Origin of the sequence: Pseudoalteromonas sp. S327 (genome assembly GCF_005886415.1) — a bacterium.
GTDB lineage: Bacteria > Pseudomonadota > Gammaproteobacteria > Enterobacterales > Alteromonadaceae > Pseudoalteromonas > Pseudoalteromonas atlantica.
Genome location: NZ_PNDP01000050.1, coordinates 25,187 through 48,918 on the forward strand (window position 1 = coordinate 25,187; position 23,732 = coordinate 48,918).

A 23,732-nucleotide genomic window follows, 5' to 3' on the forward strand; every position below is an offset into this window, starting at 1 on the left:
TTAACTAACCCGAGTTCAGGTTAAGTTCTAAATTAAGTAAAGCCCACGCGTTAAGTGGGCTTTTTAATAGCTTAAATTTACTCGTAATAAATTAGCTTAGAGTATTTAACACCATATCTTGATGAGGGATGCCATCTTCTAGGTATTGCTCCCCCACTTCTGTAAAGCCAAAAGAGCGATAAAATGCTAATAAATAGGTTTGTGCGCCTATATAAATATGACGCTGTGGCCACTGCTTTTTACAACACGCTATGGCCGCATTTACAAGCTCAGTAGCCCGCCCTTTACCTCGTTCACTTTTGCAAACCAGTACACGGCCTATTGCACTGTACTGCTCGTTTTTTTCATAGCAGCGGGCATAAGCTAATAAACTATTATCTGCAATTGCATATAAATGCTGAGTACTAGGGTTAATGTCTACCTCATCTAGTTCAGGGTAAGGGCATGTTTGCTCTACTACAAATACATCAACACGGCCGCGCATTATCGTAAATAAAGTACGCGTATCAAGCGCATCAAAATGCGCACATTTAAACGACATATAAAATCCTAAAATAAAAAACCCAGCCTAAGCTGGGTTTAGTTAAATTACGCATCACTTAGGCAAACAAACGCTCTAATTGGTCGCACAACTGCGATAAATTCACATGGTCGTGCTCTATGGTTAAATCAACATAACCATCGCCTCTAAATGCTCTATCCAGCTCAATTAAAACATGCGTTTTGTGTGCTTCTGGTACAAACGATAATTCAATCTCTTGAATACCAAATAAGCTGCGGCTATTAGGCTTGTATTCTAACTCTTGATAACACCCCGATACCGACTGAAAAGTAGGCGCACGTAAATGCCCTTTTTCAACATCAGCTTTTAATAAACTAAACCCTAATTTATCCATTGCTTGCATACAGGTTTTAACAGCTTCGTTAGGGTAAATATGCAAATGGTCTTTATCTGTTGGGTCTAGTGCTAAATCAATATCAAGGCCTGTTTCAATCCATACATGTGATTGGTTGTAGCCGGCATTAATTTCAGTAATTGGCGTTTCTGGATGAAGGCGCGCTTCAAATGGAATACTTTTAACTTCACCTGGCTCAACAGTGCCTATATCGGTTATACGCCACTGATCAATTACGTGATTAGTAAAGTACTCACCTTCTTCGCCATCAACTTTAACGCGAGTCATTAAAAACAAATCAAGGCCAGCAATTTCTTGAGCCACATCGCCTGCAGTTATAACGATATTAGCGTTAAAAAGTTGCCCTGGCTGAAGATGCTCAGTTTCTAAAATTGTATCTACTTTTGCAGCGCCAATACCTACCGACGCTAAAATCTTTTTAAACATATCTATCTCCTTAAGCTGAGCGGCTCAGTTTGTTGCTCAAGCTTAAACTCCTTCGTTAAAGCATCTTAACCATATTTAAAAGCCAATGTCAGTGAAAAAATGTTATTTACATGCTATTTACGATTAAATACGTGTTTAATGTGCATTTTTTATACGTAGCTGGGCAAGTAATTGATTAAACGCGCTCATTTTTAGGGCTATTTTTATTTTCAATGGTATAAAATTTTCGCTACACTGCAATCCCAAATGAAGTGATATTAAGAATTATGGAACTAATCTATTTTGCCGCCGCGTTTGTTTGTGGCTTTGGTGTTTATCAATTAAAACTTCCTCCCCTTATTGGCTTTTTACTTGCCGGTTTTGCATTAAATTTATCTGGCTATAAAAGCACCGAACTACTCGATACCATTGCGGCACTGGGTGTAACACTTCTTTTATTTAGTATTGGCTTAAAACTTAAAGTAAACAGCTTAATCAAGCCCCAAGTATGGGCACCCGCTACCCTACACATTATTTTTAGCAGTGCATTATTTAGTGGCTTTATGTTACTGCTAGGTATTTTTGCTGTGCCTATGTTTGTTGATTTAAGCTGGCAAAGTGCCTTATTAGTTGGGTTTGCGCTAAGCTTTTCAAGCACTGTATTTGCGGTAAAAGTACTTGAAGAGCGCGGTGAAATGGCAAGCCTACACGGAAAAATAGCCATTGGCATTTTAGTTATGCAGGATATTTTTGCGGTTATATTTTTAGCCATTAGCACCGGCAAAGTACCTAATATGTGGGCTCTTGCTTTAATTATTGCACTCCCTTTAGTACGCCCGCTTATGTATGCAGTGCTTAACCGCTCTAAACATGGTGAGCTATTGCCGTTATTTGGCTTTTTCTTTGCGTTGGTAGCCGGTTATAACGCTTTTGATTTTGCAGGTTTAAAGGGCGATTTAGGCGCGCTCATTATGGGGATGATGTTTGCGCCACATAAAAAGGCGGGAGAGCTTTCAAAGTCGCTGCTTAATTTAAAAGATATTTTGCTGGTCGGTTTTTTCTTAAGTATTGGTTTAAACGCAGAGCTTACAGCGAATTCATTAATTGTAGCGCTAATCCTTATATTTGTTCTGCCAGTTAAAACCTTACTTTATTATGTGTTTACGAATACCTTTAAACTCAGAGCACGGACCTCGTTACTCACTGCATTTAGCCTTGCTAATTTTAGTGAGTTTGGCCTTATTGTGTGTGCTGTGGCAGCCTCTACAGGCATGATCACCTCAGAGTGGCTGGCGGTAATGGCTATTGCGGTGTCTATTACCTTTGTTATTGCATCGCCTCTTAATAAACGCTCAAACGAGTTATACGTAAAAATTGAGCGCTGGCTATTAAAATTCGAAAGCAAAACCCGCTTAGCTGAAGAGTTACCCGTTAATTTAAACGACACTAAAATCGTTATATTTGGTATGGGCCGCATAGGTACAGGTGCTTACGAAACAATAAATGCGACTCACCCTAATGTAGTGGCGGGCATTGATATAAAACCAGAGGTGGTAGAAAAACATATTAAACGCAATCGAAAGGTACTCCTTGCCGATGCCACCGACCCTGACTTTTGGCAGCGCGTTAACCACTCTCATGTTGAAATGGTCATGTTAGCTATGCCAAAGCATATGCAAAATATTTTTGCACTAGAGCAATTACAAGCCTCAGGCTATAACGGCCAAGTAACAGCTATCGCCAATTACCCTGATCAACAAAAAGAGCTTGAACAAATGGGCGTAAACTCGACCTATAACTTTTATTTAGAAGCAGGAAGTGGTTTTGCCGAGCACGTAAAGCAAGAGTTATTCGAAAAATAGCACTTTTATACTAAATAATAAAAACAACCAAATGAAAACGCCTTATTTTTAATAAGGCTTTTTTATTAGTTTTAGTTTAAAAACTCATTTTATTTACATTCCTTTACATTACTTCTCTCTATCTGTAAAAAAAACAGATAAACTACCGGTGTTGTTTAAATAAACGCCTTCGCACCTGTGTCACATAATTAGACTCCAGCTAATTAATGCAAGGTAAGCATTTATTTATCAACACAAATTTATTCAATCAGAGGGCCTACTCCCTCGTTCAATAGGCTGTTTCTTGCCCGTCACAGCCTATTTTATTTCTGTTTACTTGCCCGCTTACCCAGCCACTATTTAATGCGTTTATTATTAATAAGCAGTAGTATTACTATTATACGTTTTATCAATTACTGACTTATTATGGATACAGCCGAACTCAAGCTCGCTATTAATACAATTATGCCCTTTGGAAAATACGCAGGCAGACCCTTATTGCTTTTGCCAGAGCCCTACCTCGTGTGGTTTAAACAGCAAGGGTTTCCAGAAAGTAAACTCGGAGCGCAGCTTGCAATGATGTACGAGGTTAAATTAAACGGGCTTGAGCAAATGCTGATGCCCCTACTTAAAAAAAATAAAAAATAATTGAGAACTTTTTCCACGTAGCCGGGTCTACTATTTTGCTACTTGTTGATTTTGGTTTTTAACCACAAAAAGCGCCTTAGGCGCTTTTTTTATGTCTGGCGTTTTTAGGTGAATTGCTTTTATACCAATCCGCATAATAAAGAGATCTATTTTGAGGATGGAAAAACGTGTTGATAGCTAAGCAAAAAATGCGCTATTTAGTTGTTCTCGGCATTTGCTCCTGCATTGCTCTACCTTCTGCATCCATGCAATCGTAAATGAGAATTTTTAACGTAGGTAGCGACACATTTGGCCCCACAAAATGATTAAATATTATTGTGGATAGGTATTAGGTAAGGTAACTATAAACTTAGCGCCACCAAGCGATGAGTCAGTGATTGAATAGTGCCCTTTATGCCACGATACAATTTTTGCCACTATTGCTAAGCCTAAACCAAAGCCCCCTGTGCTTTTATCACGGCTTTTATCTAAACGAGTAAAAGGTTTAAATACGCTTTCTCTGTCGCTTTTTAAAATACCTTCTCCGTCATCTTCCACAATAAAGTAAATTGCATCACCCTGCGCTTTGAGTGTGACATCAACACGACTAACAGCGTACTTTAACGCATTGCCCACTAGGTTTTGCATTACACGCGCAATAAAGTGCGCATCACACTTGTACACTAAAGCCTGTGGTAACACCGCATTAAACTCTATGCCGCTTGCAAAATTTAGCTTATTAATGACCGATTGTGTTAAGGCAGCCAAATCAACGTCGCTTCTAGCTAAGCTTGGTTGCTGCGAATCAAGCCGAGCATATTCAAGCATTTCACACACAAGCGCTTCAAGTTCGCTTATATCTGCCTGCATATTAGTTAGGTAATGTTGCCCTTTTTCCGATTGCAGTGTTTCTTCTAACATGGCTATACCAAATTTTAATCGTGCAAGGGGCGTTCTAAATTCATGAGATACAGAGGAGGTAAGTTCTTGTTGCGCACTAAGAAGATGCTCTATGCGCTGCTGCATTACTTTTAGAGTATCAGTAACGGGTAAAAAAAACGATTTAGAAGGACTGCTTAAGTTAAAGTCTTGCGAGCCATCTACCGCTTCGCACGCATGGCTTAATTTAGAAAAATCACGCCATAGTAAAAAGCTCCACAGCCCCACAGGTAACCCTACAATAGCCAGTAACATTAAATACGGAATAACAGAGCTTTCAGGTGCTTTGATAACGCCTACAGGACCAATTTGAAGTAGTTTGTTATCACCAAGCTCAACATACCACACTATGCGCTGCTTTTTATCATACAGATACAGGTAATGGTTTTTATCTAATGAGGCTTGCTGCTTAAGGGGTAAAATAAGATCTTTGCGGGCAATAACTTGGCTTTCAAAGCTGTGTTTTAGCTTATCTAGACCATCATCGGTTTGCGATAATAACCAAAGTGCTTGGCCAAACTCATCATCTAACAGCACTTGCTGCTGCGTCTCTTCGTAAGGCCAAATTTGTTCTATAACACCACTAACAATAAATAAAGAAACAATGATATAAACATATAAACTTATAAATAGTTTGCCCATTATTCCTTATTTACCTTCATATATTATTTTTCCCAGGCGTCTGATACAAACAAGTAACCTTGCCCCCACACGGTTTTTATACGGTAAGGTTTATCGCTGTTATCACCTAGCTTTTTGCGAATTCGTGACACGCGTACATCAACGGTACGGTCAAGCCCATCGTATTGACGGCCAATCATATGTTGATGAACATGTTCACGGCTTAGTACTTCGCCTGCATTTGAGGCAAGTAGCCATAAAAGCTCAAACTCATGGGATGTAAGTACTATTTCGTTTTCGTTTAATTTAACAATTCGGCTGGTTTTATCAATGACTAAATCACCAAACTGAATCTCTTCTGCGGCCTTAACCACGGGTTGCCCGCGACGCAGTAATGCATTTACACGCGCCAGTAAAACACGCGGTTCTGCAGGTTTTACCACATAATCATCTGCGCCAAGCTCTAAGCCAATCACCTGATCAAAGTCTTCACCTTTTGCAGTAAGCATTAAAATTGGCAACGAAAACTTATCACGTACTTGTCGACATACGCTAAAGCCATCTTTACCTGGCAACATAATATCTAAAATCATTAAATCAGCAGCGTTATTCTCAAGATAACTAAATACTTCATCACCACGGCTTAATACGTCTACTTCTAAGCCATTATGTTCAAGATAATCTTTTGTTAGTTGTTGTAAACCTAGGTCATCTTCAACAAGTAAAATTTTTGGCATGAGTTGCTCCTAAATTAAAAATAGCTCCATGGAGAGCGAAGCCTGCGCCTACTTTTTTTAGCATCAGCACTTTGCACTTCAACGTGTGTTTTAGCAATTAACACACCGGTATGAGGATTGATTAAGGAGTATATGGTCTCTACCTGAACACGCGCTTTATACTCAAACTCACCAACAGCCTGCTGTTGCCAGCATTTAATCAGTTTGTTTTGTTGGTACAGGCATACATCGCTTGGCGATGGTTGCTGCCAATTAAACTTTAAATCGAGATCGCAAAACGCTTGCTGCTCAGACACAACACACACTTTGGGAGAGACCTTTAAAGACGCATTTTGCGCTACAACGGGAGGGCTAAACAGAAAAACTGTAAGCACAATCAACATTAAATACTTCATATTAAAAAGTATGATCGAATCCTATAAAAGCAGTCATTGAATAGTTACGTTCAAAAAGCGGACTGCCATCCATAGCTGAATAGTCGTAATATGCTACATGAAAACGAAGACTGTTAGCCTCACTCAATGGCCAACTGGCGTCGATTTTAGCATAAGGTTGCCAGCTACTACCAACGTCAATTTTACCTAATGAGGTTTCGTGTGCTTTTAAACCATAATAGTAGCTGTTTAATTCAGCTGATTTATAGTTAACCCCAAGCGTTGGTTTTAACTTTAAACGCCCTACTTCACTGTGGTACTGCCATTGTATAGCGCCTCGAGTACCGTTATAAACATTACTTATATCTTGTAATAACTGTATCGATAGCACATGGTTTTGCTGCACATAATGATAGCTTCCCCCGGCATCTAGGGCTAAATGGCGATTATCAATATTATCGATATTTATTTTTTTAGGCTGGGGATTATTTTGCGCTAATGCAGAAGCACCTGCTGTTGCTGGTAAAACAAAGAGGTTATTAGGATGCCAATCAATAAAAAAGCGTGACTCTGCGTTCAGTTCTGAAACGATATTAAAATGATGCTTTTGATTTTCTTTAAGTGTGAAGCCAAGGCGACCATTATCGAAAAACCAACGCTCACCATAAAAAGCAATTTGCGGGATCACAGGGAGCGGGACGTTTTTTCCGCCATGCAGAGGGTTGGTAATAACACCCGCGCCGACACTTAGATTTACATGCCACTTCTTAACAGTAATATGTTGCTGTGCATACTCTTGTTCGTTATAGGCCTGCGAAGCTGTGCTAGGCACGCAAATAAGACACACCACAAAGCAAAAAATGTAAATAAAAGTATTGAGCCGCATTAACCTAATCTAAATGAGTAAAATAAGTAAGTGACCCATACTAGCAAGGTAAGCACAAATGTGCGCCACCTAGTTACAATCATTCACAATTTTTATACATGCGTATCACATTTAAATATCAGGGGCTATTTCAATACGGTTGCGACCATGTGTTTTAGCTATATATAAAGCACAGTCGGCGCGCTCAATAAGTACCGAACCTTTCGTGAATGGACGTAAAATAGCGAGCCCAAAACTTGCAGAAATTGCACGTTTAGAATTTACATCGTCTTTTTTACGGATAGTTAATGAGGCAATATCTAAACGAATTTTATCAGCAAACACCATAATCTCGTTGATGCTGTCAAAATACCCGGTAATACAAAACTCCTCACCACCATAGCGGTAAACATTCAGGCTATCGGAAATATTTTGCGAAACTTTTTTGGCTACTAATTTAAGTACTTCATCGCCTTTTTGATGACCAAAATCGTCGTTAAAACGTTTAAAGTGATCAATATCAAACATGATTAGTACCGCCAATACGCTCTCGTCAGCTTGCTCTGAATAGGTTTGACAAAACTGCTGAATATCATCATCAAACTTTCTTCTATTAAAAAAGCCTGTCAGGGGGTCTGTATCAGCTGCTTCTTGAGAAAGGTTAAGTGCTTCTTTTAAATCTTTAATTTCGTTATAGGCTACCGCAAGCTTAGTTTGAAATTCTCGCGCATAGTCTTGCATAGCCACCGACTCGTCGGTTAAGCGTTCAACACAACCGAGTATTTCGTTAAACGAATTTACATTAGCTAAACCTGCCAACTCATTTTGAGAATCTACCAACGACGTGGTAAAGCTTTTAGAATGATCGAGGGTAACGCTTATATCATGCTGTACTTGCTCCATAGTGCCATGGAAGCGATCTGCCATTTCTTGAAAAAACACTAAGTCATCTTCGCTTAAATGCTTATCAAAAATTTCTTTTGCTTTATTTTGAGTACATGTTTGTTGCTCAGAAATGACGTGATCAAGCTCAGCATTTAATGCTGGCTTACTGCCTTGCACATAGCAATACCAAATAGCGTAATTGATAGGCGTTACCGGCATTCGGTATTTTACCATCAGAGGAATTGCTTTTTTTAAACATTGAGCAGAATGAGCGAGCGATACAGCATGATCCATAATTATTATAAACTCTCGTGCGTCATTATTTTTTATTATTAAGCTTTCATGTTAAGTAATAGTAAACTCATACGCAACTGTTAATCATACTATTTACTGAATTATATTAATCGTTAAAAGCTTATATAACATTTGCGCCTAAAGTTTGTGCAATATTCCATAATGCACTGATTGCAGGGTCGTTAAGCTCTTTTTTTAACACCGCCAAACCAATATCAAACCCTTCTGGCTGGTGATTTTCACTGGGCAGTACGTGTACCTTGTCTTGTAGCGGACTATTATCTAGCACTATTTTTGGAACCATGGCGACACCTAATCCTAGGCTCACCATAGACACCATTGCTTCGTGCCCTGCTACTTGTGCATAAATTTTTCCATGCACATTATTTTTCCGCCACCACTGCTCTAACCGCTGCCTAGAAAAACCTTGCTCAGGTACAATAAACTCCAGTTCTGACCAATCAATATGTGGGGCGTTTTTCGCTATTTTTTCGCTGATCGGGCATTGAATTTTAGGGCCAATAAGAACCAGTGGAGAGTGGCCTATATTAACAAAAGCAATTTGGGCAGGCAGTTTACTTGGCCGTGCAGCAATAGCCATTGATTCATGGGCATCCAGTACTCGGTTTATTGCCAACGCCGGATCGCCGGTATTTAGCGTTATTTCTATATGCTGATGCTGCGCGCGGAGTTGTTCTAATATTTGATGCAAAAAACTATACGAGGCGGTGACTGAGCAATAAATACTCACATTACCGTAAATATGCTGGGTTGGGTCTTTCACATTCGCTTTAAAGCGCTGCCAATTAGCCAGTGTAGAGGTGGCGTAATCAATAAACGACTCCCCTTCTTTAGTTAATTTTACACTTCGGTTATCGCGTATAAATAAAGCAACGCCGACCTCATCTTCAAGCTGCTTAATATTGCGACTTAATGTAGGTGCACTTATATGGCACAGCTCGCTCGCCCTGGCAAAATGGAGCGTTTTAGCTAACGCTAAAAAGTAATTTAAATGCTTATGATCCATTACATGCCTCTATGTTTCATTTTTTGAAATACTTTAGTGCAAATATATCATTTTACGCAAGCAAAGTTTTTTTTTATGGTGTGTTTAAGCAAAGCAAATACGCTTTGCATCTAACAAACACGAATTATAGGACACTAACATGGCGAATTATTTTAATACCTTATCTTTACGCGAGCAGTTAGCTCAATTAGCGCAATGTGAATTTATGGACCCAAGTGAATTTACCGATGGTGTTGATGCACTTAAAGGTAAAAAGCTGGTTATTGTTGGCTGTGGCGCACAAGGTCTTAACCAAGGTTTAAACTTACGTGACTCAGGCCTAGATGTATCGTACACGTTACGTCAATCAGCAATTGATGAGCGTCGTCAGTCATACCTAAATGCATCTGAAAACGGTTTTACTGTAGGCACTTACGAAGAGCTAATTCCGACCGCTGACGTAGTATTAAACCTAACACCTGATAAGCAACATACGGCCGTTGTAACTGCCATTATGCCTTTAATGAAACAAGGCTCTACACTTGCTTACTCGCACGGTTTTAATATTGTTGAAGAAGGCATGCAAATTCGTGAAGACATTACGGTAATCATGGTTGCTCCTAAGTGTCCTGGCTCTGAAGTTCGCGAAGAATACAAACGCGGCTTTGGTGTACCTACTCTTATTGCTGTTCACCCAGAAAACGACCCACAAGGTCACGGTTTAGCACAAGCTAAAGCCTACGCTGCGGGTACCGGAGGTCATCGTGCCGGTGTACTTAAGTCATCGTTTATCGCTGAAGTTAAATCAGACTTAATGGGCGAGCAAACAATTCTTTGTGGCATGTTACAAACCGGTTCAATTTTATGTTTTGATAAAATGATTGAAAAAGGCATTGATGCGGGTTACGCATCAAAACTAATTCAATACGGCTGGGAAGTAATTACCGAAGCCCTTAAATACGGCGGCGTTACTAACATGCTTGACCGTTTATCAAACCCTGCAAAAGTAAAAGCGTTTGAACTAAGCGAAGAACTTAAAGTTATTATGCGCCCGCTTTATAACAAGCACCAAGATGACATTATCGACGGTACTTTCTCACGCGTAATGATGAAAGATTGGGCAAACGACGATGCAAACTTACTAAAATGGCGTGCAGAAACTGCCGAAACTAACTTTGAAAAAACCCCTGCTGGTGATGTAGAAATCTCTGAGCAAGAGTTTTTCGATAACGGTATTTTAATGGTTGCTATGGTTAAAGCGGGCGTTGAGCTTGCATTTGAAACCATGACTGCAGCAGGCATTATTGACGAGTCGGCTTATTATGAGTCTTTACACGAAACACCGTTAATTGCCAACACAATAGCACGTAAAAAGTTATTCGAAATGAACCGTACTATTTCTGATACTGCAGAATACGGCTGTTACTTATACAATCATGCGTGTTTACCATTATTGGCCGATTTTATGAAAAACATCGACACCGATGTTATTGGTAAAGGCTTAAATGAGCAAAGTAACCAAGTAGATAACCAAACATTGATTCAAATTAACACTGCACTACGTGAGCACCCTGTTGAAATTGTTGGCGCTAGACTACGCGGCTACATGTCAGCTATGAAGAAAATTGTATAACTAGTTTCGCTTGTTAGAAACCAAGCCCACATGCATACGCTGTGGGCTTTTTCGTGCTAGTAATAATAAAAAGCGAGTATACCCTTTTAGATATATTGCAATAATTAGCGCTTAATTAATAATGTGCTAACATGGCTATCTACCTAGTTGTAAAGTTAAATAATATGACGATAAAAAACCTAACTATCACTCAAAAAATCACCATTTTAGGCAGTACCATTGCAATCTGTGTCGCTGCATTAATTGGTTTAACGTCTTTATATAGCTCTGAAGATATTATAGAACGACGTATGATTGAATCTGAGCTACCCAGCAAATTACACAGTATTAGTAATCAAATTGGTGGCGAAATAAACGAACTACTAGGTGCTGCACAGCAACTATCATCAAATGAATTTATCTTAGAGTGGGCGCGCTCAAATAACCAAGACGACACACTACTGCTTAAAGAATTAAACCGCGTAGCAAAGCAGTTTGATTTAGCAACGGCGTCGTGGGCTAACCGTGATACAGCACAATATTGGAACCAACACGGATTTTTACGCGTGCTTAAAAACGACGCGGCTGATGGGTGGTTTTTTGGCTTTACCAACTCAAATAATCCGTACTCAATAAGTATTTATCAAGAATCCCCGACTGATGTAAAAATGTTTGTAAATCATCAACAAACAAATGGGCTTGGATTAGCGGGGCTTGCAAAAAGCATCACCGACATGCAAAAGCTATTACAACAATTTAAAATTGAGCAAACTGGCTTTGTGTTTATTGCAGATAAAAGCGGCTTAATTCAGTTACATAAAGATGCAAATAAAGTGGCTAAAGTAAACATAGACACACTTTATGGCAGTAATGTTCATAGTACTTTGTATAACCCTTCTGGTTTTGCAATTACAGAATTATCACTTAATAACGAAGCCACATTTTTAGCAGCCATGCCAATAGCCAATACCGACTTATACGTATTAGCCCAAGTACCTAAAAGTGAGGTATTTGCGACTGTAGGTACATTGGAGTGGCAAATATTTACATTTACGCTAGTGATAGCCCTCGTTGCTAGCATGCTAAGTTACTTGTTAGCACGCTCTTTAGCGTCACCGCTTTCGGATATGGCCGAGCTGTTCTCTCGTTTAGGATCAGGCGATGCTAATTTAGCGTACCGTTTGCCAGAGTCTAATCAGCCAGAGCTAAACAATTTAAGCCATGGCTTTAACCAGTTTATTCATAAAATTGAAACTGCCATCAAGCAAGTCGCCAACGAAAGTACAGAAATACGCCAAAGTTCTAATCATGTATTTGAACAAGCAAAAAACAACTCGCAGTCTATTGATAATCAAAAAGAGCAAACCATTTCGGTAGCTGCAGCCATTAACGAAATGGGCGCAACTGTACAAGAAATAGCACAAAGTGCGGCTAATGCAGCCAAGTTAACGCAAAGCAGTCAAGAAAACACCAGCCAAAGCCATCAGCAAGTACTGCAAAGCCAAGCTACAATTTCAGCGCTTGCCGCTGACATTGACGGCATTACCGAACAAGTAACACTGCTTTCTAAAAAAACAATTGATATAGCGAGTATTGTTGACTCTATTCGCGGCATTTCAGAGCAAACTAATTTACTGGCCTTAAACGCAGCCATCGAATCGGCACGGGCTGGTGAGCATGGTAGAGGCTTTGCAGTGGTGGCCGATGAAGTACGCGCGCTTGCTAATCGTACCTCGCAATCAACCACCGAAATTCAGTCAATGATTGAAGAGCTAACCACTATTTCTGAAGATGTAGTAAACGATATTAGTCAATCTAAGCAAAAAGCCCAACAAAGCGTGGGCGCAATGCAAAGCTCTGTTGAATTGCTTGATGCGATAAGCGAAACAGCAAATCAAATAAACGACATGGCTACTTTAATTGCCACCGCAACTGAGCAGCAAAGTAACGTGGTTGCTGATGTAGGACGTAATATTGAGCAAATAAGTGAAATTAGTGACCGTGCTATGAATGAGCAAATAAACACCGAGCAAGCAATTCGAGATTTAGCAAATAGCGCTCAAGCCCTTGATGCACTCGTAGCCACCTTTGAAAAACACCACTAAACACGTTTTGTAACACTTTAATAAACCACCTGCGCATATTGCATCTACACTTATAGATGTAATATGTTGGAGGTGGTTTATGAACATATCTTGTTTTAACGCATTATTACTAAGTAGTTGCTTATATTTAAGTGCATGTAACACCACGGTGCGTGAACCGCCGCCGCTTGCCCTAGCAAACCATCCAACATTTAACCGTATTAACGTCGAAACCGAGCAAGACATATTTAAGCTCGACAAAACAATCACTTCCCAACTTGATGCCCACTTAACCAGTAAGCGAAGCGCGCATTACTTAGCGAACAGTATTTTAAGTTTTTTATTAAAAAACGGCGATAACTCATTAACCTATCAAAGTGGCGCCACATTGAGTGCATCGCAAACCTACGCTAATTTAAATGCTAATTGCCTGTCGTTATCGATATTAGCGTATAGCTTAGCCGATTATTTAGGTATAAAAGCGCGCTTTCAAAAGGTTCATATTCCTGAATATTGGGCAATGAATAAAGGGGTTAATTTACTGACAGGGCATATTAATTTATCAATTGACAATGCGCTTATGCAAACAATACCAGCCACAATGGTTTATCAACGTGATAAACAGTTAACCATAGACTTCGACCCGAATATAAGAAAACAACGCTTTAAAACCAGCCCAATAAGCAAAGAGTTTGTTACGGCTATGTTTTATAACAATAAAGGCGCTCAAGCGTTAGTAAATAAAAATTATAATTTAGCTTATAGCTACTTTAGTGCCGCCGTTGAAGCCGCCCCATTATACAGTGGTGGCTGGGGAAATTTAGGTATTGTATTTAGGCAGCTTAATTATTTAAAAGAAGCTGAACAGGCATATAACTATGCTTTATTGCTTGATAAAAATAACCATACTGCCATAGGTAATCTCGCTGTGCTGTACACCTTAAGTAACCGCGCTAAACAAGGTCAGCAAATGCTAAAACAGCTCAATAAAAAGCGCCAAGCTAACCCGTATTACCATATATCATTGGGTAATAGTGAACTGGTACTTAAAAATTACTCTCAAGCGATTAAGCATTTTAAAAGCGCTTATAAAATTGACGCTAAGTTACACGAAAGCCACTTTGGCCTTGCGCGAGCATATTATTTTACCGGCAATATAAAGCAGGCAACACATTATATGCGTTTAGCGGGTATAAACGCCGAGTTTAACTATGACAAAGCCCGCTATCGTAATAAATTAAAAGCATTAAAAAATGCCACAGCTTCACTTAGTCATTAGCTGTTGTACGTAATGCTCTTTTTGGGCCCTACTTAATTTTTTAATTTGCCACTCTAACTTGCTGGCTTCGCTTTTTGAGCCCACCTTTTGTTGATGAATTAAAACTAAAGGGCCTTTGCCTTTTAAGTTTTTTGCGCCTTTACCCGCTTGATGCGTGGCTAAGCGCTTATCAACATTGGTTGTTATACCTGTATACCAGTGGCCTAAACGCGTTTGCACTATATACAAATACCACGTTGAGGGTACTTTGTGTGCTTTGCTTATATTTATACTTAAACTTTTTTGTGTGTTTGTGGTCAAAACGTTGCCCTAACCCTCGTAACTAAAAACAATTTCTTAAAAGGGTTTTACCTTCAGTGACTAATCGGTATCATGCAGATTATAAAAAATAAGGATCACAACTAACAATGCAGTCGTTAAAAACTTTTTCTCTTTGGCTTATCGTTGCTCTCACATTCAGCTCTTTAGCCGGTTGTTCTAGCTGGGTATATAGAATCAATATCCCACAAGGTAACTTTTTAGAGCAATCAGATGTAGATAAGCTTCGTGTAAACATGACACGAGAGCAAGTTATTTATGTATTAGGTCGTCCAATAGCAGAAGATGCGTTTGATAATAGTACCTGGCGTTATGTATACAGCTTTAACAAAGGCCGCGATAATGAGCAGCATAAAGAGTTGCTGGTTAAATTTGAAAATGATCAACTAGTTGCTGTTTCGGGTGATTATGATCAACCAGAAAACTTTGATACTCCGCTAGAGCAGTAAACGCTTTAGTTATTAAAAAAGGTGAGCATGGCTCACCTTTTTTAATAACTACATTAATGACCTTTATAAAGGACGCCCACCGGTAACTTTATTTGCTCGACCTTCCTCTTTTGCTTTTTCAGCACGCTTTCTTCGAGCATCTTTAGGGTCTGCAATTAGTGGACGATAAATTTCTATTCTGTCGCCATCTTTTAATTCGTAATGCGCTTTTACTGTTCTATTCCATACACCTAAAGTAAGCGCAGTTGGGTCTATTTCAGGGCACTTTTCAATGATCCCCGATTGAATAACAGCTTGTTCGGCTGTGGTTCCTTGCGCTACTTCCACCGTTAATGTGGTTGCTTTAGTCGGTAATGCAAAAACTATCTCAACGCTAATCATTATCTTGCTCCGTATACATCTTTTGCACGTTGCGTGAATGCACTAACCATATTTTTAGCTACATCATTAAATATTTTACCAAACGCCAATTCTATAAGCTTGCTAGAGAATTCAAATTCAAGCTTAAGCTCAACTTTACAGGCTTTTTTATCTAACGCTTGAAAATGCCAACGCCCTTTAAGAGTTTTAAATGGGCCATCAACCAGCCTTAATTGCACGGTTTGCTCGTCAATAAAGGTGTTTTCAGTGGTAAACCACTTTTTTATACCCGCCTTGGATATTTCTAAACTCGCGGTCATGTTATTATTGTGCTGCGAAACGATTTTAGAGTCTGAGCAATTAGGTAAAAACTGCGGATAAGCTTCTACATCATTAACTAGGTCAAACATCTCTTTAGTGCTGTACATAACCAGCGCACTTTTTTCTATTTGTGGCATACTCACTCCCAACTGTGTGGGCGAATTTTAGCAAGCTTTGCGCGTTTCCCCAAATTTTCATGGTCTTAAGTTCACCAGATTATTTTAAAGGCACATATAAAAAATCGATGTAAAACATCTCTTAATACGTATATTATAGGGCACTATGGCTAAGAACAAATCATCAAAATCGAACAGTAATACCATCGCGCTTAACAAAAAAGCGCGTCATGAGTATTTTTTACACGACAAGTTTGAAGCAGGTGTTGAACTACAGGGCTGGGAAGTAAAAAGTATCCGAGCTGGTAAGGTAAACATTTCAGAAACTTATATTCATCTTAAAAATGGCGAAGCTTTTTTATTAGGCAGTCAAATTCAGCCTTTAAATAGCGCCTCGACTCATGTTATTTGCGATCCAATGCGATACCGTAAACTGTTATTAAGCCGCAAAGAGCTTGATAGATTAGTCGGTGCCACTGAACGAGATGGCTACTCACTTGTTGCCACTGCCATGTATTGGAAAAAATGTTGGGTGAAACTTGAATTTCACTTAGCAAAAGGTAAAAAAATGCATGACAAACGTGAAGACGGCAAAAATAAAGATTGGTCGCGTGAGAAAGAACGCCTCATGAAACATAAAGTATAAACACAACGCCTAATTTATTTAGGCGTTTTTTTTAATTTCTCACCGGTTAAATATAAAACAACCTGATCAAATTCCCCTCAGCTTTATTTAATTCATCCCTGTGCATGATATAAATAAATTATTACACTTTATTTATTTTTTTAATTTCTTTAGATGCCTGTCCATTTTAGTGCGCAAATTTTATGGTACAAAGCGAGTAATTTAGCCTTGTCTATCCCTTTTTGTTATTTCTATTATTGAATATTTTCCCCTCAATACTCTACAAAAACTCATACTAAAATCGCAAAGGGTGTAGATTGATAACACTTAAGTTACATGATATTAATGTCAGCGCTTGTTAAGCAACTAAATTTATAACATATCAACAAGGACTTAAGGATGAAGCAATCAATTGCATTTACACCTAGCATAATTGCAGGTGCTACAATCGCACTTTCAGCAGGGTTTACAACAACAGCTTATGCTGCTGAAGAAGCAAAAAAAGTAGAACGCATTGAAGTAACAGGTTCGCGCATAAAACGCACCGATATCGAAGGGCCTTCGCCAGTACAATCTATTGGCAGAGCAGATATCGAAAACATGGGTTACGATAACCTTCAACAACTCCTCGAAAGAATGCCTGTGGCAGGCAGCGGTACTTTCTCAACACGCGGCAACAACCAAGATTCAACTGCAAATGGATCTGCCGCGGTCAGCCTACGTGGTTTAGGTGCTGATGCTACATTGGTACTAATCAACGGCCGCCGTGTGGCTATTAGTGCCTTTGCCGAAGGTATAACAAACTCATTTGTCGATATTAATAGTATTCCGGTATCGGCAATTGAACGCATTGATATTTTAAAAGATGGCGCATCAGCAATTTATGGCTCTGATGCAGTAGCGGGCGTAGTCAACGTTATTTTGAAAAAAGACATAGATGGCGTTGAACTAAACTTAGGCTACGGTGGTACCGATGGCCCTAATTACGAAGAAACAACAGCAAGTTTAGTATGGGGTACAACTAGCGAAAAAAGCAGCGCCTCAATTATTATTGATTACTTTAAAAACACCTCGCTTTCGTCAGATGAAATGGGCAGCTTAGGCACCGCTAACCAATCGCCTTATGGCGGCGAAGACTTTCGCTCTTCTCGTGGCTTTCCAGGCTACTTTTATGTTGATGGTGTAAAAACAATTGACCCAGATTGCCCTGCAGAAAACGCCACATCAAGCGGCAGTTGTTTATTTGATTACGGCCCATTTGGCTACATCGCCCCTGAGTCTGAGCGCGTAGGTGCTATTTCTCAATTTGAATACAATTTTGATAATGGTATTACCGGCTTTTTAGAAATGGCAGTGCAGCATAATACCTCAGTTGCAGCCGGTGCCCCTACTCCACTTGATGAAGATGCAGGTTTAACAGTACCTGCTAGCCACCCTAACAACCCGTTTGGTGAAGATATTCAAATTGGCCGTTACCGTACGGTTGATGCGGGCGCTCGCCAATGGGATATTGAATCAGACACGCTTCGCTTTGTAGCTGGCCTAAGAGGCGAAATTAACGAATGGAGCTGGGAAGCTGCGGTTCAAAAAGGCCGTAGTAAATCACTTCAAACAGGCGATCGCTCGCAAGGTTGGGTTCGCACCGACTTTTTACAACAAGAGATTGATGCCGGTAACTACAACCCATTTGGTGGCACCTATAACAGCCCAGAAGTTATTGACAGAATTACCACAAGCTTAGTACGCCGCGGTGAGTCTCATATGACCTCATTCGACGCTAACATCTCTGGTGAAGCATTTAGCTTTGGTGATGACGTGGTTATGATGGCCGCGGGTATTGAATACCGTGAAGAAGATGTAACCGATACACCGGATGACCAATTTCAGCGCGGTTTAATTTTTGGTACTGAGTCTGTGTCTGCTGCAGCAGAGCGCGACCAATACGCAGCCTATGTGGAATTTTCAATCCCACTTGCTGAAAACCTAGAGCTACAACTCGCTGGCCGTTACGATGATTACAGCGACTTTGGTAATACAACAAACCCTAAAGTCGCTTTACGCTGGGCACCTACCGACGAAATAACCATTCGTGGTTCGTGGGCACAAGGGTTTAGAGCGCCATCGCTTGCACAAGTAGGTTTAGGTCCATCACAAGAAAGTCAGTTTTTTGTAGATACTTATCGCTGTGAAGCAACTGGCCTTGATTGTGACGCGCTAGATTACAACATTGAATTTGCTGGTAACCCTGATTTAGAAGCCGAAGAGTCAGAATCATGGAACGTTGGTTTTATTTGGGCACCTTCTGCTGAGTTTGGTTTAAGCGTAGATGTGTGGAGTATTACCCAAGATAATAAAATTGATGAACAAGAATTTGGCCCAATTTATAACTCTGAGTGTAATAACCAAGATAGCACGGTGTGTGTACGCTTAGCACCTAGTGGTGGCAATAGCTTAGGCACCATTCAAAAAATATACAGCACCTTTGAAAACGTCTCTTCGCAAGAAGTGTCAGGTGTTGATTTATCAGCAAATTACAACCATTCGCTGGATGATTTAGGCTTACTTAAATTTAACTTAGAATGGGCGTACCAAAACAAGTTTGAAAAAGACGGCCGCGACTACACGGGTGAATACAATTACCCAGAGCACCGCTGGATTTTCTCTACTAACTGGGAAATTGGCCAATTTAATACCAACGTAAATATTAGCTACGTAGGCGAGTTTGAAGATACCCCAGATATAGACTTTGACGGTAATTTAGACTTTGATAGCAATACATCGCGTATGGTTGACTCGCAAGCACTGGTAGATTTACAAACATCTTACCGTGTAAGTGATGCAACTAAAGTATCGCTTGGTGTAAATAACGTATTTGACGAAGAGCCACCATTTGCCATTGGTGATGGCGATGCCGACCTTTACGGTTATGCATCGGGTGTACACAACCCTCGTGGACGTTACTTCTACACTAAAGTAACCTTCTCGTTTTAATTTAATATAGCCCATTATTAAATGGGCTATGCTAAAAACAAAAAAACCGCCATATGGCGGTTTTTTTTATTAAAACGTAGGGGCTAAATTATAGCTCGCCTTCGTTTTCAGATAGGAACTTAGCAACACCTTCAGGGCTTGCGTCCATACCTTTTTTACCTTCTTCCCAACCAGCAGGACATACTTCGCCGTTTTCGCTATGAAATGCTAGCGCGTCAACCATGCGGATCATTTCGTCGATGTTACGACCAAGTGGTAAGTCGTTCACTACTTGGTGACGTACGTTACCTTCTTCATCAATTAGGAAAGAGCCACGAAATGCAACGCCCGCTTCAGGGTGCTCAACGTCGTATGCTTTACAAATTTCGTGCTTAACGTCTGCAACTAGTGCGTATTGAACTTTACCAATACCGCCGTCTGCTACAGCAGTGTTACGCCATGCGTTGTGTGAGAATTGTGAATCGATAGAAACACCAATTACTTCTACGCCACGCTTTTGGAATTCTTCGTAACGCTTATCAAATGCGATAAGTTCTGAAGGACATACAAACGTGAAATCTAGTGGGTAAAAGAAGATTACTGCTTTTTTACCTTTGATTGTTTCATGAAGGTTATAGCTATCTACAATTTCACCATTACCTAGTACAGCTGCAGCGGTAAAGTCTGGTGCCTGGCGGCCTACTAATACACCCATTTTATTCTCCAAATATTTTGAGTTTGTTGTCGATTGCATACGCAATGCTGATACTTATATGGGCGCTAAAAATAAAAAAACAATAGCGCCAACACATAATTACGTGGCATTTTAAATTTAATAAGGAAAAAAGAACAATCGTATTTAGCGATGTGCACAATCGAAAATACCGAACAGATATTAAAACTTTATTACGCCTATAAAAAACCTGCATTTTGCAGGTTTTAAAAATGGGTTAATCCATGATATCGGAAGGCATATCGCCTTTAATATTTTGCCAGATTTCACCGGTTTGATGGCCAAACTTACGCATCATTGAAATCGCGCCATCATGCTCACGGTTTTCAGCCAATACTGTTAGATCTTTATAAAATTGACGTGCTAACTGGCGAGTGCCTGCGTCTGAGAAATAATGACAACCAATTTTAAAGTAAAACCCTCTAAAACCGTTAAGTATAAGTACGTATATGCGGTTATTACCAGCGACAGCTAATTCGTGGTGTACTTTGTAATCGTAATCTGCAAAAGCTTGCGCAGTGTCTTCAAGTTCATCGCTTTTTGATAAAATCTCAATAACACGCTCAGGGTTAAGCTTTATCGCTGCACGGGTATAAATAGCACTAATATTAGTACGTGCAGATAATAACTGATCGGTCAGCTCTGGCATTTTGTCTTCATCTAAGCGCGCCAGCGTTTCGAGTATGTTTAAACCCGATGTTTCCCAAAAGTTATTCACTCTGGTTGGCTTGCCGTGCTGAATAGTTAGCCAGCCATCGCGTGCTAAACGTTGCAGTACTTCACGTAAGGTTGTTCTGGTTACACCAATTAACTCAGAAAGCTCACGCTCTGCAGGTAGAATTGAACCTGGAGGGAAATCGCCGTTCCAGATAGATTCAACTATATACTCTTCAGCAAATCCTGCTGGGCTTTTAGCTTTAAAAATTCTCATTCAATTCCCACTCGAATTAATCACAACTCATCGTTTTATACGAATAACTGACAGATTGTACCAGATGAAATATAACTAACAAGTAAACTCGTTGATATAAGTGCCAACCAACCGCTGAAAATTTCGCAATAGTAAATAATAAAATTCAACATGCTTAAATTAGGCCTAATTCGCTAAATAAATTAACCCTATTCATAGTAGGTACATTAATACCATTGCTGTTTTTGCTTCACCATTACATTACTACAATAATTCCCGTGTGCGGCAACAAGTACATTCAAAATATTGCATACAGCAGAGCCTGTTCACTGTGACGTTTAAACAAGCCTTTTTAGCGAACCAATCTTATATTACATGTTCACTTAGCAAAAAAAGCTTAACCTTTCCCTAAATAGGATTGGCCATAACCGCTTATTAATTTCATCTTAAAAAAAGCGACTTCGGTAGCTTTTTTACCCTTTTTGTTGCTCGTTACTTTATCCTAGTACATAATTCAACGTCTTATTTCAATGCGGATTTTTTATGAACTGGCTAGCACAACTCCCTACTCAACGTACTCCATGGCTACTATTTACAGGCATTGTATTTTTATTAGAAGTCACCGCACTGTTTTTTCAATACCAGATGGGCCTTGCTCCATGCATTATGTGTATTTACCAGCGAACTGCGGTATTAGGCTTATTAGGGGCAGGCATTATTGGCGCAACTAAACCACAAAGTAAATTAGTACGCGCTATCGCTTATTTAGTGTGGGGTGTATCAAGTGTGTGGGGTTACTTTATTGCGCGTGAGCACATTGAAATGCAAACAACCACCGATCCCTTTGCGTTTAGCTGTGAGTTTGAGCCAAACTTTCCTTCATTTATGCCATTGCATGAATGGATCCCAAGCTTTTTTCAAGCCACAGGGGATTGCGGTAATATCGATTGGCAGTTTGCGGGATTAAGTATGCCAGCATGGATGGAAATACTATTTGCGTTATTTACTATCACGCTTTTTGTAATTGTTACCACTCGCTTACTTACTAAAAAGACTATTTAATATGTTTACGTTTTTTACCAGTCAGCTGCCTGAACTAAAGCACCTTAAAGTGAGGCAGCGACAAGCCGTTGTTGCTATTGCGCTAAGTATGCTACCTGCTACCGATAGAGTGTTATTAAGAATAGTAAAGCTGATATTGCTCAGCCCATTGTTTTTATTATTTACTGTTTTTAAAGGGTGGGAACTCATTCCCTTTTTAATTTTAGGTGGCCTGTGTTACCCGCTTTTAACCACCCCGATTGAAATAAACTTCGCTAAAAAATATTTAGCCAAAGCACTTGAGCAGTATTCACAGGGCGCTTAGCGCCCTGACTATTATAAAGACACTTTTCCTTCTAGTTTAGCTACAAGCTTTTTACCTATTCCTTTTACGTTAGCTAAATCGCTCAGCTGGGCAAATTCGCCATTTTCAACCCTGTAATCAACAATAGCCTGCGCTTTTTTCTTACCAATACCAGGCAACTTGGCCAGCATTTCTGAATCGGCACTATTAATATTAATAACCGGCGCTTGCGGCATTTCAACCATAGGCTTATCTTCAACAGGGTTAGCGTGGGTAAACGCGCTAAAGCTTAAAAAGCTAATAATAAGTAGCGTTAATAGATTTTTCATTTGTTATTCCTTATTTTTGTTTATACCAAAGCGTTATAGTTAAACGGCTAATTTGGCTTTAAACATGTGCTTAATTTTTATTTGAGGAAATAATGCTAAATAAGGTGCAACGCGCATCACTTATATTATTTCCAGTGCATAATCACCTAAATCCGAAAACCTAAAATGCAGCTGGTACAACAAGTGATTGCTTAACTAAAGTAAAGTTACGCTTTTTTGTCAAATTGATGACAAGCTAAAAATGCACCGAATGCTTGCAATTTTACACACAAACATTTACTGTATATAAAAACAGTGACCTATGGGTCAGTAACCACATTACCACGCAATCAAGCAGGAGAGATCATGGCTGTTGTTGTTAAATATGTTGTAGAACGAAACGGAGTTGAGCGAATGACGTTTACTACTAAAAAAGAAGCGGATGCCTATGACAAAATGCTCGATATAGCAGAATCGCTTGAAGTAATGCTGGAAAAAGTAGATGTGCCACTGAGCGAGCAACAGGTTGAATCGCTTGCGCTTGAAATTGCAAAGAGTAAAGATAACTTTATGGCGGTGTTAAAAGGCGCAAAAGAGCCCACAACAAAAGGTACAGCTAAAGCTAAAAAAGCCGACAACGTAGCATCAATAAAAGATAACGACGAGCAACAAGCTAGCTAATTTGTGACTATTTTAAATAAAGGGCTGCTACTAAATAGCAGCCCTTTTTTATTAATTTTTGAACAGTTACAAATTTTTTCTGGCTTTTTAGACTGAAATTGATACATTAA

At 39.6% G+C, this 23,732-nt stretch carries 25 protein-coding genes; 11 read left to right on the plus strand and 14 right to left on the minus strand.

All coding sequences use genetic code 11. The annotated features are described in order from the left end of the window. Positions 1 to 91 precede the first annotated feature (91 nt). Positions 92 to 541 carry a GNAT family N-acetyltransferase gene (locus CWB60_RS15290; protein ID WP_004587354.1) on the minus strand — a complete coding sequence of 150 codons (450 nt, stop codon included), beginning with the start codon at positions 539 to 541 and terminating at the stop codon, positions 92 to 94. Positions 542 to 599: 58 nt separating this feature from the next. Further along, positions 600 to 1,343 carry a sporulation protein gene (locus CWB60_RS15295; protein ID WP_004587355.1) on the minus strand — a complete coding sequence of 248 codons (744 nt, stop codon included), beginning with the start codon at positions 1,341 to 1,343 and terminating at the stop codon, positions 600 to 602. A gap of 266 nt (positions 1,344 to 1,609) precedes the next feature. On the opposite strand from CWB60_RS15295, the gene CWB60_RS15300 reads away from it, so the two are divergent. After that, positions 1,610 to 3,184 carry a cation:proton antiporter domain-containing protein gene (locus tag CWB60_RS15300; RefSeq protein ID WP_054982159.1) on the plus strand — a complete coding sequence of 525 codons (1,575 nt, stop codon included), beginning with the start codon at positions 1,610 to 1,612 and terminating at the stop codon, positions 3,182 to 3,184. Between the two features lie 405 nt (positions 3,185 to 3,589). Continuing rightward, positions 3,590 to 3,811 (plus strand): DUF3820 family protein, encoded by a 222-nt coding sequence (locus CWB60_RS15305; protein WP_138577502.1) that lies wholly within the window; start codon positions 3,590 to 3,592, stop codon positions 3,809 to 3,811. Between the two features lie 312 nt (positions 3,812 to 4,123). On the opposite strand, the gene CWB60_RS15310 is transcribed toward CWB60_RS15305, so the two are convergent. The 6 genes from CWB60_RS15310 to ilvY form a co-directional block, all read right to left on the minus strand. Then, positions 4,124 to 5,371, minus strand: a complete 1,248-nt coding sequence (locus CWB60_RS15310; RefSeq protein WP_064386818.1) for an ATP-binding protein — start codon at positions 5,369 to 5,371, stop codon at positions 4,124 to 4,126. 23 nt (positions 5,372 to 5,394) lie between these two features. Continuing rightward, complete coding sequence (locus tag CWB60_RS15315) at positions 5,395 to 6,087, minus strand: response regulator (protein WP_024031826.1); 693 nt, start codon at positions 6,085 to 6,087, stop codon at positions 5,395 to 5,397. A 14-nt stretch (positions 6,088 to 6,101) separates the two neighbouring features. Beyond that, entirely contained in the window at positions 6,102 to 6,482 is a 381-nt protein-coding gene (locus CWB60_RS15320; protein WP_171036157.1) for a DUF3019 domain-containing protein, read from the minus strand. A 1-nt stretch (position 6,483) separates the two neighbouring features. Continuing rightward, positions 6,484 to 7,293, minus strand: a complete 810-nt coding sequence (locus CWB60_RS15325) for a MipA/OmpV family protein (RefSeq protein ID WP_138577506.1) — start codon at positions 7,291 to 7,293, stop codon at positions 6,484 to 6,486. Positions 7,294 to 7,458: 165 nt separating this feature from the next. Next, positions 7,459 to 8,505 carry a GGDEF domain-containing protein gene (locus CWB60_RS15330; protein ID WP_171036158.1) on the minus strand — a complete coding sequence of 349 codons (1,047 nt, stop codon included), beginning with the start codon at positions 8,503 to 8,505 and terminating at the stop codon, positions 7,459 to 7,461. A 121-nt stretch (positions 8,506 to 8,626) separates the two neighbouring features. Then, complete coding sequence (ilvY, locus tag CWB60_RS15335; protein WP_138577508.1) at positions 8,627 to 9,532, minus strand: HTH-type transcriptional activator IlvY; 906 nt, start codon at positions 9,530 to 9,532, stop codon at positions 8,627 to 8,629. 139 nt (positions 9,533 to 9,671) lie between these two features. On the opposite strand from ilvY, the gene ilvC reads away from it, so the two are divergent. The 3 genes from ilvC to CWB60_RS15350 all read left to right on the plus strand — a co-directional run bounded on the left by ilvC (position 9,672) and on the right by CWB60_RS15350 (position 14,486). Then, positions 9,672 to 11,144, plus strand: coding sequence for a ketol-acid reductoisomerase (gene ilvC / locus CWB60_RS15340; protein ID WP_138577510.1), 1,473 nt, complete (start codon positions 9,672 to 9,674; stop codon positions 11,142 to 11,144). A 164-nt stretch (positions 11,145 to 11,308) separates the two neighbouring features. Then, positions 11,309 to 13,228 carry a methyl-accepting chemotaxis protein gene (locus CWB60_RS15345; RefSeq protein ID WP_138577512.1) on the plus strand — a complete coding sequence of 640 codons (1,920 nt, stop codon included), beginning with the start codon at positions 11,309 to 11,311 and terminating at the stop codon, positions 13,226 to 13,228. 79 nt (positions 13,229 to 13,307) lie between these two features. Next, the gene (locus CWB60_RS15350) at positions 13,308 to 14,486 is read left to right on the plus strand and encodes a tetratricopeptide repeat protein (RefSeq protein ID WP_121637161.1); all 1,179 of its coding nucleotides are present in this window, start codon (positions 13,308 to 13,310) and stop codon (positions 14,484 to 14,486) included. Here the strand turns inward: CWB60_RS15350 and CWB60_RS15355 are convergent. Continuing rightward, positions 14,472 to 14,786 (minus strand): GIY-YIG nuclease family protein, encoded by a 315-nt coding sequence (locus CWB60_RS15355; RefSeq protein ID WP_004587367.1) that lies wholly within the window; start codon positions 14,784 to 14,786, stop codon positions 14,472 to 14,474. The two genes, CWB60_RS15350 and CWB60_RS15355, sit on opposite strands and share 15 nt — an antisense overlap. A gap of 107 nt (positions 14,787 to 14,893) precedes the next feature. On the opposite strand from CWB60_RS15355, the gene CWB60_RS15360 reads away from it, so the two are divergent. After that, on the plus strand, positions 14,894 to 15,253 hold the full coding sequence (locus tag CWB60_RS15360) for an outer membrane protein assembly factor BamE (protein WP_004587368.1): 360 nt from the start codon (positions 14,894 to 14,896) through the stop codon (positions 15,251 to 15,253). A gap of 63 nt (positions 15,254 to 15,316) precedes the next feature. On the opposite strand, the gene CWB60_RS15365 is transcribed toward CWB60_RS15360, so the two are convergent. Beyond that, on the minus strand, positions 15,317 to 15,634 hold the full coding sequence (locus CWB60_RS15365) for an RnfH family protein (RefSeq protein ID WP_029773434.1): 318 nt from the start codon (positions 15,632 to 15,634) through the stop codon (positions 15,317 to 15,319). Then, a complete protein-coding gene (locus CWB60_RS15370) occupies positions 15,634 to 16,071 on the minus strand; it encodes a type II toxin-antitoxin system RatA family toxin (protein WP_055253005.1) in 438 nt (145 codons plus the stop codon). Before CWB60_RS15370 ends, CWB60_RS15365 begins: the two co-directional genes overlap by 1 nt. Before the next feature lie 145 nt (positions 16,072 to 16,216). Between CWB60_RS15370 and smpB the strand changes: the two genes are divergently transcribed. Together smpB and CWB60_RS15380 are read left to right on the plus strand one after the other, a co-directional pair. After that, entirely contained in the window at positions 16,217 to 16,696 is a 480-nt protein-coding gene (smpB, locus tag CWB60_RS15375) for an SsrA-binding protein SmpB (protein ID WP_004587371.1), read from the plus strand. Positions 16,697 to 17,074: 378 nt separating this feature from the next. Beyond that, a complete protein-coding gene (locus CWB60_RS15380) occupies positions 17,075 to 19,666 on the plus strand; it encodes a TonB-dependent receptor (protein WP_024031815.1) in 2,592 nt (863 codons plus the stop codon). 88 nt (positions 19,667 to 19,754) lie between these two features. Here CWB60_RS15380 and CWB60_RS15385 read toward each other — a convergent pair whose 3' ends face one another. Together CWB60_RS15385 and fadR are read right to left on the minus strand one after the other, a co-directional pair. Next, positions 19,755 to 20,360 (minus strand): peroxiredoxin, encoded by a 606-nt coding sequence (locus tag CWB60_RS15385; RefSeq protein ID WP_004587374.1) that lies wholly within the window; start codon positions 20,358 to 20,360, stop codon positions 19,755 to 19,757. A 235-nt stretch (positions 20,361 to 20,595) separates the two neighbouring features. After that, complete coding sequence (fadR, locus tag CWB60_RS15390) at positions 20,596 to 21,309, minus strand: fatty acid metabolism transcriptional regulator FadR (protein WP_004587375.1); 714 nt, start codon at positions 21,307 to 21,309, stop codon at positions 20,596 to 20,598. Between the two features lie 522 nt (positions 21,310 to 21,831). On the opposite strand from fadR, the gene dsbB reads away from it, so the two are divergent. Together dsbB and CWB60_RS15400 are read left to right on the plus strand one after the other, a co-directional pair. Next, positions 21,832 to 22,350, plus strand: a complete 519-nt coding sequence (dsbB, locus tag CWB60_RS15395) for a disulfide bond formation protein DsbB (RefSeq protein ID WP_004587376.1) — start codon at positions 21,832 to 21,834, stop codon at positions 22,348 to 22,350. Position 22,351: 1 nt separating this feature from the next. Continuing rightward, complete coding sequence (locus CWB60_RS15400) at positions 22,352 to 22,654, plus strand: DUF6170 family protein (protein ID WP_004587377.1); 303 nt, start codon at positions 22,352 to 22,354, stop codon at positions 22,652 to 22,654. A gap of 11 nt (positions 22,655 to 22,665) precedes the next feature. On the opposite strand, the gene CWB60_RS15405 is transcribed toward CWB60_RS15400, so the two are convergent. Further along, positions 22,666 to 22,962, minus strand: a complete 297-nt coding sequence (locus tag CWB60_RS15405; RefSeq protein WP_004587378.1) for a ComEA family DNA-binding protein — start codon at positions 22,960 to 22,962, stop codon at positions 22,666 to 22,668. 345 nt (positions 22,963 to 23,307) lie between these two features. Here CWB60_RS15405 and CWB60_RS15410 point away from each other — a divergent pair, with 345 nt between their 5' ends. Then, positions 23,308 to 23,622 carry a YebG family protein gene (locus CWB60_RS15410; RefSeq protein ID WP_138577514.1) on the plus strand — a complete coding sequence of 105 codons (315 nt, stop codon included), beginning with the start codon at positions 23,308 to 23,310 and terminating at the stop codon, positions 23,620 to 23,622. The last annotated feature ends 110 nt before the right edge of the window (positions 23,623 to 23,732 follow it).